A 16,281-nucleotide genomic window follows, 5' to 3' on the forward strand; every position below is an offset into this window, starting at 1 on the left:
GTTCAGAGACCTCCGCGCGACTGCCGCGCCGGCCGCTCAGCGTCGGACACGCCCGCCGCCGTCGTCATGCCGGCCGCCGAGCGCACGCGTGACGAGGCGCGCGCGCGCAGCATCTCCTGCGTGATCCGCACGTGCTGCATCGCGTAGTGCTGCGTGGTCAGGTCGCGCGACAGCAGGCCGGCGGCGGCCGCTTGCGCCTGGCGCAGCGCGTCCAGCGGCGCGGCGGCGAGCTGGTCGACCGCTTCACGCAATGCCTGCGGATTGAACGGCGGGATATAGGACGCCTCGGCCGCCGGAAAATAATCCTGCAACGCGCCCACATTCGTGACCACCATCGGCTTGCCGACCGCCGCTGCTTCGAGCATCACGGTGATGCCCGAGGCGTGCGAATTCGGCCGCAAGGGCACGACGATCACGTCGGCCCAGTCGTACAGTTCGTGTTGCTTCTTGATGCCGGAGAACAGTGCGATCTCGACATTCGGCGCGCGCAGCGACGCGGGAATCCGGCGACGTGTCGCGAGCTTTACCGTGTAGCGGGCGTCGTTGCCGAACGCCTTGATGAGCGTCTCCCAATCGCGGTCGCGGTCGTTGCCGATCGCTGCAATGCGGATCGGCGTGTGCGGCGCCCATTCGGCCGGTGTTTTGACCGGAAAGTCGCGCGTGTTCAGGCCATAGAGCAGCGGTTTGGCGTCGCGATCGAAATAGCGCCGGCACAGTTCGGCGTTTTCGCTGGCGAGGGTGGTGAGCTGATCCGCGCGCGTCATCAGCTTGCGATACAACCAGCTGCGCAGAATGCCGTAGGAAGGCCATTTATCGAGCAGCCACACGCTTTGCGCGAGCAGCAAGGGCGAGGCGTCGGCGCCCGCCTTGCGGCCGCTCAGCAGCAGCATGAGGGCCGCGGAGAGCCATTCCTGTTCCGTGTGCGTCCAGATCACGTCCGAGCGCAGCATCTCGGCGCGGTTGCGCCACGTATGGATGAAGTCGAATCCGAGCGCCGCCTTCAGCGCGCGGCGCAGCAGGCGCACCGGCTTGCCTTCGCGGGCATCCTGCGAATAGGTGAGCTTGAACGCGTCGGATTCCGCGTGGTGATAGCCATACAGACAGCCAATGTCGTCGCCCTGTCGATAAAAGCGCGGGTCGGCGCCGTAAAACAGATGAACGTGAACTTTCGTACTCATGCAGACACTCCGCTCTGCCGGTGGAAAGGGGCATCGGCGGCCCTGACGCGGGCCGTGCGCCGATGCGCGAACGTGCGGGACGTGGTGCGAGCCAGAGCGATCACGCGGCGCGTGACAGCGCGCGACGCGCCTCGTGCGCACCGCTGCGCACGGCGCGCCAGCGCGTCAGCTTCAGGCCGGCCTGCTTCGAGAGCAGCGCGAGCGCCGCGTGCGTGAGCCCCGGATAAACGCGCGTGCCGACCAGCGTCCACCACCACCAGGCGGTTTCGCGGTGCAGCGGCGGCAACTGGTCGCGCAGGATCAGATGGAAGTTGAAGGCGGCGTTACGCAAGGCCGCCATGGTTTGCGCGTCGCGCCGGTCGTCGTCGAAACGCTCGGCGGGAAAGTGATCGACCGCCACGCGCGGGTCGTACATCAGCTTCCAGCCGGCGTTTCTCACGGCGAGGCTGAACGCCATGTCGTTGTGGACCTGCGCGCCGGCGCCGCGCAGGCGCGCGTCGAAGCGGATGGTGCGCACCGCCTCGCGGCGGTAGCTCATATTCGCGCCCTTCAGAATGTCGACTTCGCGCGCGCCGCCAACGCCCAGATGATGATTGCCGATGATCTTGCCGTGCGCCGTGACCTTGCCCACCAGCGGCCGCTCGCCGTCCAGCACGCGGCCTTTCTCGTGCACCCAGTCGCGTCCGCCGAGCGCGCCGAGGCGCGCGTCGCCGGCGAACGCGGCCGCAATGCGTTCGACCCAGTCGGCGTGCGGCGCGGCGTCGTCGTCGGTGATCGCGATCACGTCGCCGCGCGCGGCGTCCAGACCGCGATTCAGAGCCGCGACCTGGCCGGGCGCTTCGACCAGCGCCACCGAGAGCGGCAGCGCGCCCGGCACGGCCGGATCGCGCAGGCACGCGTGGGTCGCTTCGTCGTCGGCGCGGGCCACCACCACCACTTCGTCAGGCAGCCGCGACTGCCGTTGCAGCGCCGCGAGGCAGCGCGCCAGATCGGCCGGGCGGCGGTATGTCGGAACCAGTACCGTCACTTTCATCGTGATGTCCTTTTTAGTCGTCGTTGCGCGAGGTTCGGAATGCATCCGCAAACCTGCGGGCTCAGGTGCTCAGGTATTCCTGAACCGCCGCGTAGCCACGGTCGTAGCCGCCGCGCGAGCGGGCCGGCATGCCGTTGAAAATGCCGCCCTGCACGTGCACGCCGGCCGCGCGCAGACGCTTCAACGCATCGTTGATTTCGCCTTCGCTGTGCACGCCCGAGCGCATCACGAAGAAGGTCGATCCGGCATACGCGCCGATGATCGACGCATCGGTCACGGCCAGCACCGGCGGCGTGTCGATCATGATCACGTCGTAGCGCTTGGCGAGGCCTTCGAGGTACTGCGGCAGACGCGGCGACATCAGCAGTTCCGACGGATTCGGCGGACGGCGGCCGCACGAAATGAAGCTCAGGCCGTCGACCTGCGAGCTGCGGATCGCTTCTTCCAGCGAGATCTGGCCGCTCAGCAATTCGGACAGGCCGTTATCCGGCGCACCGCCCAGATAGCGTTCGAGCACACCGCGGCGCATGTCGCCGTCGATCATCAGCACACGCTTGCCCGAGTTCGCGAGCAGCACCGCCAGATTGACCGTCAGGAAGCTCTTGCCGACGCCCGCCATCGGGCCGGTCAGCATGACGATGCGGTTCTTCGCGTCCAGCAGCGTGAACTGCATGGAGGTGCGCAGGCTGCGCAGGCTTTCGACCGTGACGTCCTTGGGCCGCGCATTCGCCAGCACCGAGCGCAGACGCTCGCCGCCGCGCAGGAAGCTGGCTTCGAGCACGCCCTGTTCGGCGGAGAGCGGCACGAGGCCGAACACCGGCAGATGGAACGCGCGCTCGATGTGATCGGGGTCGTCGATACCCTTGAACATATTGCGGCGCAGGAACACGAAGCCGGTGCCCGCGATCAGCCCGAGAATCACCGCCGCCGACAGGATCAGCGCCTTCTTCGGCTTGACCGGCACGCCCGGACGCAGCGCGGCGTCGACGATATGCACGTTGCCGCCGGTGCCGGCCTTCTGCACCGACAACTCCTGCACGCGGTTAAGCAGCAGCACGTAGATGTCTTCCGCCACCTTGGCGTCGCGCTGCAACTGCACGGCCTTCACTTCGGTGGCCGGCAGATCGCGGAAGCGGTCGGCGTATTTGGTGCGCTGCGCCTGTAATTCGGCCATCTGCTCACGCGCGGCCACCAGCATCGGATGGTCGTCGCCGTAGCGCTCGGTGAGCTGCGCCATCTGCAGACGCAAGCCGGCGATCTGCTGCTCGTACTGCACGCTGCCTTCGAGGTACACCTTGGCCTCGTCGCTCGCGTTGATCGAGCCGGACTGGCGCTGATACGCGGTCAGGGCGGCTTCGGCGCGTTCGAGATCGGACTTCAGGCGCGGCTCCTCGCTCTTCAGGAAGTCGAGCATCTTGCTGGCGTCGGCCTGCTTGTTCAGCACGTGCTGGCGCACATACGACTGTGCGAGCGCGTTGGCGACCAGCGCGGCATGCTCAGGGCTCTTGTCTTCCAGCGAGATCTGGATCACGCCGGTCTGCTTGCCTTGCTCCTGCACCGTGATGGCCGACTGGAACGCGGAGATCGCGTCGAGGTCGTTGGCGCGCATCACCGTGAATTCCTCGCCCGGCCGCGCCACCAGTTTATTGACCATGATGGTCACGCCGCCGCCCTGCTCCTGCTGGCCGACGAGACCGCGCAGCAGCAGCGAACCGTTCTGCGCATACAGGCTGTAGTGCTGGTCGTCGATCACCTTCATGGTCAGCTTCTGACCTTCCAGCGCGGGGATCACGTCGATCGAATCGACGTCGGCCTCTTCACCGCCCCATGCGTACGACGACAGACCCAGCCACGGACGCGCCGGCTGACCCGGCGTCGCCATGCGCGCGGCGATGCTGCCCAGAAGCGGCAGCGTCTTCGGCGTGACGCTGAAGTTCAGCTTCAGTTGCTGCACGACAGGGCCGACCACGCCGCGGCTCTTGATGATTTCGATCTCGGCGTCGGTCGGCAGCGAGGTCGAGCCGGTGGTGATGGCCGCACCGGTCTGCGTCTGCGTGAGCGCCTGCGACGTGTTGTCGGATTGCTCGACCCGCACATGCGCATCCGCCGAATAGATCGGCTTGGCGAGAAAACAATAGGCGCCGGCGATCCCGACGATCACCGCGGCGATGGCGATGAGCCACCAGATGTCGTCGAGGATCACCTGCACCAGTTGTCCGAGGACGACGTCCTCTTCTTCGGTCTTGATCGGACCGGCCATGTGTGGAGAGATTTGGTTGCTCACAATTCGATCCCGTATCGGTTACAGCGGTGTTTGCTTCGGTCCCGCGCCGCGTCCATCACGGACGGCGCGGCGCGGGCCTGACGACGGCTCAGACTGCGGTTCAGATGATCAACGCGTCAGCTGCTTCAGGTAGAACAACGTCTGCACACTCGGCAACACCTGCTGCAACACACGGTTGAAGGTGGTCGACGCGGCGGTGCCCACATACACGACATCCAGCGGCTGCAACTGGAACTGCGAGGACAGCATGATGGCGTCCGGCTGCGTCATGTCGAGGCGGTACACGTCCGGCGTGGTCGGGTGATCCTTCATGCCGCGCATCACGAAGATCTGGCGCGGATTGGCATCGGTGTCGAGAATGCCGCCGCCTTGCGTCAGCGCATCGGCGATCGTCATCCGGCCCTTGATGATCGGCAACTGGATCGGCGTTTTCACTTCACCCATTACGAAGACGCGGCTGTCGGTGCGGTCCGGCACGTTGATCACGTCGCCGTTTTGCAGCATCACGTTCTGCGTGGTGTCGCCGCGATCGAGCATGCGGTCGGCGTCGAGTACGTAGAGTTTGTTGTTGCGCGTGAGACGTACGCGCTGAATGTCGGCGTCCGCGTTCGTGCCGCCCGAGCGCGTGATCGCGTCGACCAGCGTGAGCGGCACGTCGCTCACCGCGAGCGGGCCCGGCGTCTTCACTTCGCCGGTCACCTGCACCTTCTGGCCGCGGTACGACAGCACGCGCACGTCGACCTGCGGATTGCGGATATAGCGCACGAGGCCGGAGCTCAATTGATCGCGCAACTCACCGACGGTTTTGCCGGCGGCCCGAATACGGCCGACGAACGGGAAAAAGATCGTGCCGTCGGCCGCGATGGTCTGGCCGTACGGATCGGCCTGGCCCGGCAGCGCGGCCGTGTACGGCTGCTGCAAGGCGCCGCCGATCGACTGCGTGGTGTTGCCGCCCGCCGACAGCGTGCTGCCCTGCGGGGTGGTCAATTCAGGGTGGTCCCACACGGTGATGCCGAGAATGTCCTGCGGCGAGAGCCGGTATACGTACTGCGACGGGTCGCTCAGGGTCGAGGTCGGCAGCACCTGGGTCTTCGCGGCGGCGGCTTGCGCCTGCGCGGTCACGACAGCGGCATCGATCACATGGACCGGATAGGTTTCCGCGGGCTGGCTGTCGTGCTGGCCGTCGTCTTTCAGACGGGACGTATCGAGGTAATTGCCAGGTGCGGTGGCGCAGGCCGACAGAAAGGACGTCAGCAAAAGCGTGGCGGCAAGTTTCGAGTTGAAATGCGTCGACTTGCCGTTCGCGAATGAGTGTGCAGTGAGTTTTTTCATCAGCATATTTTCTTCAGCCATCCCATGACCAGATGTTCGATGAGCACGAGACTCTCCCTATAAGCGGTTTCCGCACCGCCGTGCGGATCGGCGACGTCGGAATCCGCTTCCCACTTGCCGAGCGGATAGACCTTGCCGCGCGAGGCCGGATCGAGCGCTTCGACGTCGCTCACCTGCGCGCGCTCGGTGACCAGCACCAGATCGGCGTCGCGCACGAGTTGCCGGTCAAGACGCCGCGAGTAGTGGATGCCCGAGGCAACGCCCTGCTCGGCGAGCAGGCGTTGCATGACCGGGTCCATGCCGTGGCCGTTCACGGCCCGGATGCCCGCCGAATGAAACGCGATCGGCGCCGCCTGCGAACGCGACGCCGCGCCCTGCCGGGCCTTGAACAGCATTTCGGCGGCGGGCGAACGGCAGACGTTTGCGTGGCAGACGATCAGAACGTTGGCGAACATGGCGGGCTCCGTGATAACGGCTTGTCGATGCGTTGGCAGCGGATCAGCGGCCGGCTTCGGCTGCGTCCGCCGTTTCTTCCTGCGCGAGCGGCAAGCCGTTCGTGCCGACCTTCGCAGGCGCGATGCGCAGCGCGTGCTGACGGCCGATCGCGTGATACTCGATACCGAGCTCGAGCAGCGCGTCCGGTTCGTACAGGTTGCGGCCGTCGAAAATCAGCGGTGTCTTGAGGATCCGCTTGAGCGAGTCGAAGTCCGGGCTCTTGAACGCCTTCCACTCGGTGAGGATCACCAACGCGTCGGCGCCTTCGGCGGCTTCCATCTCTTCCTTCACGAACTCGAGGCGCGCGTGCTGTTGCGGCACGTCCTTCAGGTCCAGCGCGAACACGCGCTTCGATTCGTCGATCGCGACCGGGTCGTACGCTTTCACGCGCGCGCCGCGGCGCAGCAGCTCGGCGATCAGCGGACGGCTCGGCGCTTCGCGCATGTCGTCGGTGTTCGGCTTGAAGGCAAGGCCCCACACGCCGAAGGTGCGGTCCGACAGGTCTTCGCCCAGCCGCGCGACGATCTTGTTCGCGAGCACTTTCTTCTGCGTGTCGTTGACCGCTTCGACCGCTTCGAGAATACGCAGATTCGCCTTGTGATCGGCGGCCGTGCGGATCAGCGCCTGCACGTCCTTCGGGAAGCACGAGCCGCCGTAGCCGCAACCGGCATACAGGAAGTCGTAGCCGATGCGCGGATCGGAACCGATGCCGCGACGCACGGCCTCGATATCCGCGCCGACGCGGTCGGCCAGATTCGCGAGTTCGTTCATGTACGAAATGCGCGTGGCGAGCATCGCGTTGGCCGCGTACTTGGTGAATTCGGCCGAGCGCACGTCCATATACAGCGTGCGTTCGCGATTGCGGTTGAACGGCGCGTAGAGGCGCTTCATCAGGTCGCGCGCTTTCTCGCCCGGCACGTCCTCGTCGCAACCAAGCACGATGCGATCGGGCCGCGTGAAGTCTTCCACCGCCGCGCCTTCTTTCAGGAATTCGGGATTCGACACCACCGAGAACATGTGCGCGGCATTGCGTTCGGCGAGTTCGGCGGCGATCACTTCGCGCACGCGCGAGGCCGTGCCGACCGGCACCGTCGATTTGTCGACGATCACCTTGAAGCCCGTCATATGGCGGCCGATGTTGCGGGCGGCGGCGAGCACGTATTGCAGGTCGGCGGAGCCGTCCTCGTCGGACGGCGTGCCGACCGCGATGAACTGGATTTCGCCATGCGCGACCGCGGCTTCGACGTCGGTCGAGAACTTCAGGCGGCCGGCCTTGCGATTGCGCGCGATGATCTCCTGCAGACCCGGTTCATGGATCGGCACGCCGCCGTTGTTGAGCACGTCGATCTTGCGCTGATCGACGTCGAGACAGAACACATCGTGGCCGATGTCGGCCAGACATGCGCCCGTCACGAGGCCTACGTAGCCACTACCGATGATCGTCAGGTTCATGTATTACACCTCGCAGAATTGAGTTGATTGGGAAAGGAGCTTAGTAAGCGTTGCTGCCGACGAAGCCTTTCCACAGCGTCAGCACGACGATCTTGATGTCGAGCCAGAAGGTCCAGTGCTGCATGTAGTACAGATCGAGCTTGACGCGGCCCATCATCTTTTCGATGCGGTCGGTTTCGCCGCGATAGCCGTTGATCTGCGCCCACCCGGTGATGCCCGGCTTGATCCGGTAACGGTGCATGTAGCCCTTCACCAGATCCTTGTAGATGTCGTCGTGTTCGAGCGCATGCGGACGCGGGCCAACCACCGACATCTCGCCGCGCAACACGTTGATGAACTGCGGCAACTCGTCGAGACTGGTGCGCCGCAGGAACGCGCCGACCGCGGTGATGCGCGGATCGCGCCGCGTGGCCTGGGTGATCTTGCCGTGCTCTTCCTTGTGCATCTTCATCGAGCGGAACTTGTAGATCTCGAACTGATTGCCGTCGATGCCTTTGCGCTTTTGCCGGAAGAACACCGGGCCCGGCGAGTTCAGCTTCACCGCGGCGGCGATCACCAGCATTACCGGCGCGAGCGCGGTCAACGCGGCCAGCGCGAACAGACGATCGAACACGCGCTTGGGCAGCACGCGCAGATCCGTGATCGGCGAGGCGGCAAGATTGATCGCCGGCACGCCGAGCAGATCGACCATCGGCTGATTGAAGAGCGTCAGGCTGCGCACGTCCGGAATGAAGCGGATGTTCACGAAGTCGTTGCGCAGATCCATCACGAAGCGATGGATCGCTTTCTCCTTCGAGATCGGCAGCGCCAGCCACAGTTCACGGATCGCGCGCTGGCGCACGAGATGCAGCATGCGTTGATAGTCACGCTCGACCGGCACGCCTTCGATCACCTCACCCGCATCCGGGTCTTCGTAGTGATTGATCGTGCTGTCTTCATCGAACACCACGACCGGCGAGAAGCCCGCGTCCGGACGGCTGCGCATCTGCTGAATCAGAAAGCGCCCATACGGCGCGCCGCCGACGATCGCCACCGCGCGCTGATTGAAGCCTTCGCGGCGCAGTCCGCGCAGAATCGAATAGACGATCACCTTGGTGACGATCAGCAGCACGATCGTGGCCACGGCCCAATAGACGAGCCACAGCCGCGACAGGCTGTCCGAGCGGTGCAGGCTGAAGCTGATCAGCACGCCGGTGACTTCCACCAGCAGCCAGCCGCCCGCCACGCGGCACAGCAGGTCGTACAGCGGCTTGCCGCGCCACGACTGATAGATCCCGAGCGCAGGGAAAAACACCACCACCAGCAGGCAGTCGAATGCGAGCGAGACGCTTTGCATATCGTCCAGCCACACGACTTTCCCGCTGTGCACGGCCGTCGCGATGGCGGCGCCGAGCGCGACCATGGCGATGTCGATGATTCTCGATAGAACGCTCAGCATGCGCTGCCCCTCAGTTCGTCAGTCAAGTGCCATCCGTTGGTTGGTTGAAATCCAGTCCGGCGATGGGACGCACAACGCCGGTAACCGCGTCATGCAATTCCATGCGCGACGCGTAACTGTTTGAACCGGTGCTAATTGCCCTTCTGTTTCCCGCCCAAAAAAACTGCCTGAACAGCCGGATTGGGAAACCTGTGTCGGAATGAGTGAATACCCTTGTACAGGTATAGATAAAGCGATATTAAAATTCCCACTGCAAGACCGCAAAAAATCTCAAATTGTATCGGTCAATGTTTCGGCATTTTTTCTGAATTTTGTTCGGCAATTGTTACCGGATTCTGCGTTTGACAGGCATCCTGCAAGCCTTGATGTAAGCCAATCTCGTACTTTGCGAGTGTTTTCCTACGAAGCTTACGCCGCGCCTTCCGTCATCATTCTGCGGCATGAATGGCGATAAAAAAATAGCCGGCTATTTTTTTCGCGTAATTTTTCTTTTTAAAAAATTATCGGGACATTTTTTCTTCACGAAATGGAGAAATTTATTAGGCATTTTATATAGTTTCTATTTAACGCGCTTTTATTGATTCCTGAGTTCGTGATAAAACTCGACGCATTCACCCAGCCTCGAGGAGTCCATCATGACAGCTCCGGTCACGGCCACGCCCGCCGACACCCGGTCCACGCAAGTCAAGTCCCTGAACGTCAAGCTCAAGGTTCATCCCGTGATTCTGGCGGGCGGCTCCGGCACGCGGTTGTGGCCGATGTCGCGCGAACAGCATCCGAAACAGTTGATCGGCCTGCTCGGCGACGATTCGCTGCTGCAATCCACCACGCGCCGTCTCGAGGGACTCGAGGCCGGCTATCCGCTCACCGAGCAACTCGTCGTGGTGGCCAATGAAGAACAACGCTTCACCACCGCCGAGCAATTGCGCACGAGCGGCAAGCCGACCCGGCTGATTCTCGAACCCGCCGGCCGCGACACGGCGCCGGCACTCACGGTGGCCGCCCTCTCGGTCGCCGCGCAGGACGAAGACGGCATCATGGTCGTGATGCCCGCCGATCACGCGGTCACCGACATCGACGGCTTTCACGCGGCCGTGGCCGCCGGCGTGCAGCATGCGGCGGCCGGTCATATCGTCACGATGGGTATCGTGCCGACGCGCGCGGAAACGGGGTACGGCTACATTCGCATTGGCGCGGCGCTTGGCACGACTAACGACACGCAAACCGCCGACGCGGAAGTGACCGGCAAGGTCGGCGCGCACAAACTCGATCGCTTCGTCGAGAAGCCGCATCTGGAGCTCGCGCAGCGATATATCGAATCGAAGGAGTACTGGTGGAATAGCGGCATCTTCATCATGCGCGCGTCGACCTGGCTGAAGGCGATCCGCCATTTCCAGCCGGCCATTTACGAAGCCTGCGATGCGGCCTTCGCGGGCGGCAAGGCGGACGGCGACTTCTTCCGGCTGCAACGCGACGCGTTCAGCGCATCGCCGTCGAATTCGATCGACTACGCGGTGATGGAGCAACTCGGCAATGATCAAAGCGCCGCCTCGGGCGTGGTCGTGCCGTTGCAGGCCGGCTGGTCCGACGTGGGTTCGTGGGACGCGATCTGGGACATCTCGGATAAGGACGCCGATCAGAACGTGGGCCGTGGGCGCGTGATGTTCGAAGGCGCGGCCTCGACCTTCGCGCATTCGGAAGGACGCCTGATCGCCTGCGTGGGCACGCACGATCTCGTGGTGGTGGAAACGGCCGACGCCATTCTGGTCGCCGACAAGTCGCGCGTGCAGGACGTCAAGAAGATCGTGGGCCGGATTCGCAACGACGGTGGGCTGGAGGCGGCCAACCATCGCAAGGTGCATCGCCCGTGGGGCAACTACGATTCCGTCGACACCGGCGAGCGCTTCCAGGTCAAACGGATCGTGGTGAAACCGGGTGCGCGGCTCTCGCTGCAAATGCATCATCACCGCGCCGAACATTGGATCGTCGTGCGCGGCACGGCGCTCGTCACGCGCGGTGAAGAGCGCTTTATCGTCTCCGAAAACGAATCGGCCTATATTCCGCTGGGTGTCACCCACCGTCTCGAGAATCCGGGCAAGATGCCGCTCGAAATGATCGAGGTCCAGTCCGGTTCGTATCTCGGCGAGGACGACATCGTGCGTTTCGACGACACCTACGGACGTCAGTAACGCGCGTGGACGAGGGGCGTCGGTGAACGGCGTCCTTCTGATAACACCAGTGAATCACAGCGAATGTCACAACGAATGAAACGGGAACCTGCGGCGGTTGCTCCTACCGGCCGCGGGGAACTGCTGTGCTCACCCCGCGTGGGAGATGAGTTCTGTGTACGACGGATAACGATCGGATGCACTGTTCTCGGTCGCCGCCGTGGCAGCGGCCGGTTCGCCGGGATAACGGCGCAACGGACCACGGAATGCGTTGAGCGGTCCATGCAACGGCGCGCCGTGATTGGCCGCGACTGGTTCGGGCACATGGCGCAAGGCAGGCAACGGACGAGCCGCCGTGGGCGCAGGGTTCGCTGAGACATGAGCCGGCGCTTGAGCGGATGCTTGTGCCGCAGCCGCGGATTGCGCCGCTGCCGCCAACGTGAGGCATTCGCGGTCGATCCACTGCCGCGCCCAGTCGAGCGCGTATTGCTCCGCCGCCTCGGCTTGCTCAAAGCGCGGGCCGACGAGGCCAGAACGCTCGACGCGTTTGCCGTCCTTCATGATTTCCGCCCACGCGCGATACATGGCGTTAGGCACCTGCTCGGCCGCGACGTAAATCACATAGCCACGCCGGTCGAGGATTTCCGTGCCGCGGGGCGCGAGGCTCATCGACAACGGACTGCGCCGATCGTCAGGCACAGGCGTGCCGCGCGCCGAAGCGACGGCCGAATTCAAACCATGCATGGCCGCGCCTACCGCGCGCGCTTCATCCGGGCGCGGCAAGCCGGCCCGCACGACATGCCGTGCGGGCGCTGCGACGGGTGCCGCTGGCGCACGAGACACCGGCGGCACATTCGCGACGCCGGACAACTGGCGCGTGATATCGGCGATCGGATCGGCCGAACGCCAACTGCTCAGGCTATTCGACATGCCGCCGGGCGCTTGCCACGACTCGGGGCTTCTCCAGGACACGCCACGCGGATGCTCGTCGCGCACGCTGGGGGTTTCCGCTACCGGTGCCGCGGGTTTGGCCGCGACGGGCGGCGCCGGTTGGGGGACGTACGCAAAGGTGCGCCCGGTTTGCGACAACAGCCGAACCATCTCCAGCAGCGTGCCGTTCAACTGCCACTCTTCAAAACGGCGCCGGCAAGTCGGACCAGACGGGTAGCGCCCTGGCAGTTTCGACCAGGGTTCACCGGTTGTCAGAATCCACAGGACGGCATTCGCCACGATGCGTGGTTCGGCGCGGGGCCGGCCGCGTCGGTTTAGACGGACGGCCGGCTCATCTGAAACAAGCGCTGCCAGCAGCGCCCATTCGTCATTGCTTAGCTCATCGAAAAACATTGGGTTTTCTCCACGCAGCCTGGCCGGGCTGCGGCTTTGGACTGCCACGGATTCAACTGTCACGACCCGTGTGCAGGCCTCGGTTGCACAAATATGTTTTGTACGTTCTGTTGGCTGGTCAATACCGCCCCGACTTAGTGCGGTTTGTCCCTATTGCGAAGCACAAAACGTGGTCTCACTCGTGCATGGGAGAATTTGTGCACGAAGCATACCATCCCCAGGGTTTCCGTGAATATGAATGAGACAAGTGTTACGGATGGAAACAAACTTGTCCTTTTTGCTGCGTCTTTTCTCGCAATGCCGTCACAAAAGTCCGGTCGCTTTCGGCGGCGAAATGACGCTATTGCACCGCACAACCAAAATGCATCACGGGCGAATAACTTTTTTGAATCCGTCGTCCGTCTGACACAGGATTTCGATGCATTTTGGCTCGGCTTTGGCCAATCGACCAAGGCGCGGGAAGCAGCGCTGAACACGCTATGTGCAGTGCATCAACGCGGTGAAAATAGCGCGGCCTGAACGACGCGGGAGCATTGAGTGAGCGACCGGTTTCGCCGCTCGACACTCCACCGATACAACCGATAGACCAGGTTTTAGCGCACCGGGTTCGCCGCGCCCTCGCCCACCACTGTCGTCCATTGACGCACGCGCCAGCGTGTCACGAGACCGGCGAGTACATACGGATCGGCCTTGGCAAAGGCTTCGGCGGCAGCGGCAGAGTCGCCTTGAAAGAGTAGCATGGCGGTGTCGGTGCGCTCGGCCAGCGCGCCGGCCAGCAGCAGCTCGCCGCGCTCCGTGGCGGCCCACGCGAGCTTCAGATGCTCATCGCGATACGCGGCGCGCCGTTCGAGATAGTCGGACACCAGGTCGTACATCAACAGATAGTGCATGGCGAGCCTCCTTGGCCGGTGTGAGAGCAGACCAGCGACGCAACGGGCGGCACGCATCCTGGTCGATATTACCCATATGTTGGGCGGTGGAATTTCCTGCCGAATTACAATTCAATTGCGTGTGCAGCAATGCGCAAAGTTTGTGTTAATTTTTCATCAATCTTGTGGAATAGCTTGGTGCTAATTCGTTTGAATTTGCTTCATGCATTTAATCTGGAATGCATAACATCATTCCACGCTCGCGCCATTCGCCACTGGATACTCCAATCCGCCGTCAGTCCCCGCCACGTAAGGGAAAACCAGCGTGAGCGCCTGTCAACCGGAATGCGCTTTTAGCCGTTCTGGCAGACAGCATTTGCCATAATGGACGTGCCGAGGGTCCTGGATACGGTTGACGCCCGCGCGCATGAACGACCAAAAACGTTTTCACCACCGATGGAGTGTCACATGAAAATCCAATCCGCTATCGCCACGCTGGTGCTGGGCGCTGTCCTCGTTTCGCCGGTGTTCGCAGAGAACAGCCAGCAAACCAAAATGGCCGACTGTAACAAGCAGGCCGGTGACAAGAAGGGCGACGACCGTAAGGCGTTCATGAAGACCTGCCTGTCCGCCAAACCGGCCGCCGCTGCGCCGATGAGCCAGCAGGACAAGATGAAGGCGTGCAACGCGCAAGCCACCGGCAAGAAGGGTGATGACCGCAAGGCGTTCATGAAGACCTGCCTGTCGTCCGCACCGGCTAATTAAACACAACAAATCGGCGTCGCGCGACATGCGCGGCGCCTGAGCGCGCGCCGCTCGAACACAGCGGCGCTGCCGTCCGGCACTCGCTCCCCGCGTCCCACCCCGCCCTTCACAGTCCATCTGCCCGAACCCGCCATTTTTCTTCTATGATGGCTGCGGAGACGGCCCACCCCCCTATACAACATTAGACGGGCCGCCATCTTGTCGTTGGTGCTGCAGAGCATCCATCGGAGGCAAGGATGGTATCGAAGCATAAAAACCGCTGGTTGAGGCGGTGGCTGGTCGTCATCATATTTTGGGCGGTGCCCGTGGCGATCGTGGCGGTGAGCGAGATCCGGGAGGAAATGGCGTACAACGCCGTCGACCTCGACCGTGCGCTGACCACCTGGAATTTCACCGACGCGCAGCGCGCCGCCGGCGCCCCCGCGCGCTGCCACGGCAAGCCCGACGAAGCGCAAGCCGCCGGCTGTCCGGCCGAGGTGCTGGCCGCCAACGCGCCGCGTCAGCAGGACGCCCGCAACGAATACAGCGTGCGCCGCTCCACTTTGATGGCCTATCTCTGGCATGCATTCGTCGGCTACTGGATCGTGCCGGCCGTGGTGCTGTTTCTGCTCGGCGTGCTGATCGGCATGGTGCGCCGCGCGCTGCGGCGTCCGCCGGCGGTCAAGAGTCCGGCGAACCACGGCTGAGCGCGCGTCCGGATCAGAAGGCCGATTGCGGGCCGCTACGCCGGCCGATCTGCAGCGTCGAGGCAACACTTTCAATTTGATTTCAACGCACATTTGCGCGGCGTAAAATCGGTAAAAACGAATGGTCGACACCGTCGCCGCCTTGCTCCTATTGGCTGCGGGCAAACCCGGCGCGAACCGCCGGAGCCCATTTGAAAGCGCGCTGCGCGTAGCTTCCACGCGCACTGCGGTGCCGGTCAAAATTACGGCACGGCGCCTTACGATTAGCCCGAAACCCCCGCCCCACAAGGCTTTTCGCCTAGCGACGAACTGCGCCTTTTGTGCTTGCGTGTGATATAACTCAAAGGCAACCCGGCAAATCAGATGAGGTTGCGCCCCGGAACCATGACGGAGAAAAACGATGCAAAGACGAAACTTCATGTTGAAGACTACCGCTGCGCTCGCTTTCGGAGGCCTTGCACTGGCTGGTTGTACGACCAACAAAGGCAACCCGGATACACCCGCCACCGATTCAGCCAAGCGCCAGTCGATCGACGCTAGCGTCGACGGCACCATGTCGCGGCTCTTCACGACGGTGAAGGGATCGCGCGAACTGGTCTCGAAGGCGCGCGGCGTTCTCGTGTTCCCGTCGGTGCTGCAGGTGGGCTTCGTCGTCGGCGGACAGTATGGCGAAGGTTCGCTGCGCGTAGGCGGCGGCACAGTCGGTTACTACAGCACGATTTCCGGCTCATTCGGCCTGCAGGCGGGTGCGCAGTCGAAGGCGATCATCTTCCTGTTCATGACGCAGGACGCACTGGACAAATTCCGCAATGCCGACGGCTGGTCGGCGGGCGGCGACGCGTCCGTCGCGCTGATCAAGATGGGCGCCAATGGCGCGATCGACACCACCACGGCCACCGCCCCGGTCGAAGTGTTCGTGCTGACCAATGCCGGCCTGATGGCCGATGTATCGCTGCAAGGCACCAAGGTCACGCGCCTGAAGATCTAGGCACGCCGTCTGGTTGCCGGTCTGCGGGGTGTGCGTCTGATCCGCCGGGTTCCGTGAGCAGCGGTGGCCGGGTCAGACGCAATCCTGCGCAGCCTGCCTTTGCAGTGGGAGCAACGTGGCATGCGGCCGCGACGGCGAGCTTTTGTGGGCCGCAGCCGCAGACCACCGCCCGTTGTCGGATGCAGAAGCCTCATTCGTCTCAAGCCGTGCGCCAATAAAAAACGGCGATGCGCACCACGCATCGCCGCT

The 16,281-nt window shown here is 63.5% G+C and carries 14 protein-coding genes; 5 read left to right on the top strand and 9 right to left on the bottom strand.

The window, feature by feature from the left end; translation table 11 throughout:
• Positions 1-2: 2 nt before the first annotated feature.
• From P0D96_RS09060 to P0D96_RS09090, 7 genes are all read right to left on the bottom strand, one after another.
• Positions 3-1,178, bottom strand: coding sequence for a glycosyltransferase (locus tag P0D96_RS09060; protein ID WP_408313079.1), 1,176 nt, complete (start codon positions 1,176-1,178; stop codon positions 3-5).
• A 100-nt stretch (positions 1,179-1,278) separates the two neighbouring features.
• The gene (locus P0D96_RS09065) at positions 1,279-2,211 is read right to left on the bottom strand and encodes a glycosyltransferase family 2 protein (protein ID WP_408286636.1); all 933 of its coding nucleotides are present in this window, start codon (positions 2,209-2,211) and stop codon (positions 1,279-1,281) included.
• 61 nt (positions 2,212-2,272) lie between these two features.
• Positions 2,273-4,471: a polysaccharide biosynthesis tyrosine autokinase gene (locus P0D96_RS09070; RefSeq protein WP_132376906.1), complete on the bottom strand. Its 2,199-nt coding sequence runs from the start codon at positions 4,469-4,471 to the stop codon at positions 2,273-2,275.
• A gap of 132 nt (positions 4,472-4,603) precedes the next feature.
• Complete coding sequence (locus tag P0D96_RS09075; protein WP_408175787.1) at positions 4,604-5,833, bottom strand: polysaccharide biosynthesis/export family protein; 1,230 nt, start codon at positions 5,831-5,833, stop codon at positions 4,604-4,606.
• Entirely contained in the window at positions 5,827-6,282 is a 456-nt protein-coding gene (locus P0D96_RS09080) for an arsenate reductase/protein-tyrosine-phosphatase family protein (RefSeq protein ID WP_132374651.1), read from the bottom strand. Before P0D96_RS09080 ends, P0D96_RS09075 begins: the two co-directional genes overlap by 7 nt.
• A 43-nt stretch (positions 6,283-6,325) precedes the next feature.
• On the bottom strand, positions 6,326-7,774 hold the full coding sequence (locus tag P0D96_RS09085; RefSeq protein WP_408313082.1) for a UDP-glucose dehydrogenase family protein: 1,449 nt from the start codon (positions 7,772-7,774) through the stop codon (positions 6,326-6,328).
• Between the two features lie 40 nt (positions 7,775-7,814).
• Complete coding sequence (locus P0D96_RS09090) at positions 7,815-9,212, bottom strand: undecaprenyl-phosphate glucose phosphotransferase (RefSeq protein WP_132374653.1); 1,398 nt, start codon at positions 9,210-9,212, stop codon at positions 7,815-7,817.
• A gap of 635 nt (positions 9,213-9,847) precedes the next feature.
• On the opposite strand from P0D96_RS09090, the gene P0D96_RS09095 reads away from it, so the two are divergent.
• On the top strand, positions 9,848-11,401 hold the full coding sequence (locus P0D96_RS09095) for a mannose-1-phosphate guanylyltransferase/mannose-6-phosphate isomerase (RefSeq protein ID WP_408175429.1): 1,554 nt from the start codon (positions 9,848-9,850) through the stop codon (positions 11,399-11,401).
• Positions 11,402-11,530: 129 nt separating this feature from the next.
• Here the strand turns inward: P0D96_RS09095 and P0D96_RS09100 are convergent, their stop codons facing one another.
• Positions 11,531-12,724, bottom strand: a complete 1,194-nt coding sequence (locus tag P0D96_RS09100) for a DUF6566 family protein (protein ID WP_408313085.1) — start codon at positions 12,722-12,724, stop codon at positions 11,531-11,533.
• A 234-nt stretch (positions 12,725-12,958) separates the two neighbouring features.
• Between P0D96_RS09100 and P0D96_RS09105 the strand changes: the two genes are divergently transcribed.
• Entirely contained in the window at positions 12,959-13,243 is a 285-nt protein-coding gene (locus P0D96_RS09105; RefSeq protein ID WP_408313088.1) for a hypothetical protein, read from the top strand.
• Positions 13,244-13,317: 74 nt separating this feature from the next.
• Here P0D96_RS09105 and P0D96_RS09110 read toward each other — a convergent pair whose 3' ends face one another.
• Complete coding sequence (locus P0D96_RS09110) at positions 13,318-13,614, bottom strand: YciI-like protein (RefSeq protein WP_408313091.1); 297 nt, start codon at positions 13,612-13,614, stop codon at positions 13,318-13,320.
• A 447-nt stretch (positions 13,615-14,061) separates the two neighbouring features.
• On the opposite strand from P0D96_RS09110, the gene P0D96_RS09115 reads away from it, so the two are divergent.
• The 3 genes from P0D96_RS09115 (at position 14,062) to P0D96_RS09125 (ending at position 16,032) form a co-directional block, all read left to right on the top strand.
• Positions 14,062-14,358: a PsiF family protein gene (locus tag P0D96_RS09115; RefSeq protein WP_132374658.1), complete on the top strand. Its 297-nt coding sequence runs from the start codon at positions 14,062-14,064 to the stop codon at positions 14,356-14,358.
• A gap of 236 nt (positions 14,359-14,594) precedes the next feature.
• Positions 14,595-15,044 carry a hypothetical protein gene (locus P0D96_RS09120; RefSeq protein WP_132374659.1) on the top strand — a complete coding sequence of 150 codons (450 nt, stop codon included), beginning with the start codon at positions 14,595-14,597 and terminating at the stop codon, positions 15,042-15,044.
• Between the two features lie 400 nt (positions 15,045-15,444).
• On the top strand, positions 15,445-16,032 hold the full coding sequence (locus tag P0D96_RS09125; RefSeq protein WP_132374660.1) for a BPSL1445 family SYLF domain-containing lipoprotein: 588 nt from the start codon (positions 15,445-15,447) through the stop codon (positions 16,030-16,032).
• Positions 16,033-16,281: the final 249 nt, after the last annotated feature.

This window comes from Paraburkholderia sp. RL17-347-BIC-D, from assembly GCF_046027915.1.
Lineage (GTDB): Bacteria > Pseudomonadota > Gammaproteobacteria > Burkholderiales > Burkholderiaceae > Paraburkholderia.

Coding starts and splice junctions, on each gene's coding strand:
- P0D96_RS09060 (WP_408313079.1), bottom strand. CDS start 1,178: ATGAGTACGAAAGTTCACGTTCATCTGTTTTACGGCGCCGACCCGCGC.
- P0D96_RS09065 (WP_408286636.1), bottom strand. CDS start 2,211: ATGAAAGTGACGGTACTGGTTCCGACATACCGCCGCCCGGCCGATCTG.
- P0D96_RS09070 (WP_132376906.1), bottom strand. CDS start 4,471: ATGGCCGGTCCGATCAAGACCGAAGAAGAGGACGTCGTCCTCGGACAA.
- P0D96_RS09075 (WP_408175787.1), bottom strand. CDS start 5,833: ATGCTGATGAAAAAACTCACTGCACACTCATTCGCGAACGGCAAGTCG.
- P0D96_RS09080 (WP_132374651.1), bottom strand. CDS start 6,282: ATGTTCGCCAACGTTCTGATCGTCTGCCACGCAAACGTCTGCCGTTCG.
- P0D96_RS09085 (WP_408313082.1), bottom strand. CDS start 7,774: ATGAACCTGACGATCATCGGTAGTGGCTACGTAGGCCTCGTGACGGGC.
- P0D96_RS09090 (WP_132374653.1), bottom strand. CDS start 9,212: ATGCTGAGCGTTCTATCGAGAATCATCGACATCGCCATGGTCGCGCTC.
- P0D96_RS09095 (WP_408175429.1), top strand. CDS start 9,848: ATGACAGCTCCGGTCACGGCCACGCCCGCCGACACCCGGTCCACGCAA.
- P0D96_RS09100 (WP_408313085.1), bottom strand. CDS start 12,724: ATGTTTTTCGATGAGCTAAGCAATGACGAATGGGCGCTGCTGGCAGCG.
- P0D96_RS09105 (WP_408313088.1), top strand. CDS start 12,959: ATGAATGAGACAAGTGTTACGGATGGAAACAAACTTGTCCTTTTTGCT.
- P0D96_RS09110 (WP_408313091.1), bottom strand. CDS start 13,614: ATGCACTATCTGTTGATGTACGACCTGGTGTCCGACTATCTCGAACGG.
- P0D96_RS09115 (WP_132374658.1), top strand. CDS start 14,062: ATGAAAATCCAATCCGCTATCGCCACGCTGGTGCTGGGCGCTGTCCTC.
- P0D96_RS09120 (WP_132374659.1), top strand. CDS start 14,595: ATGGTATCGAAGCATAAAAACCGCTGGTTGAGGCGGTGGCTGGTCGTC.
- P0D96_RS09125 (WP_132374660.1), top strand. CDS start 15,445: ATGCAAAGACGAAACTTCATGTTGAAGACTACCGCTGCGCTCGCTTTC.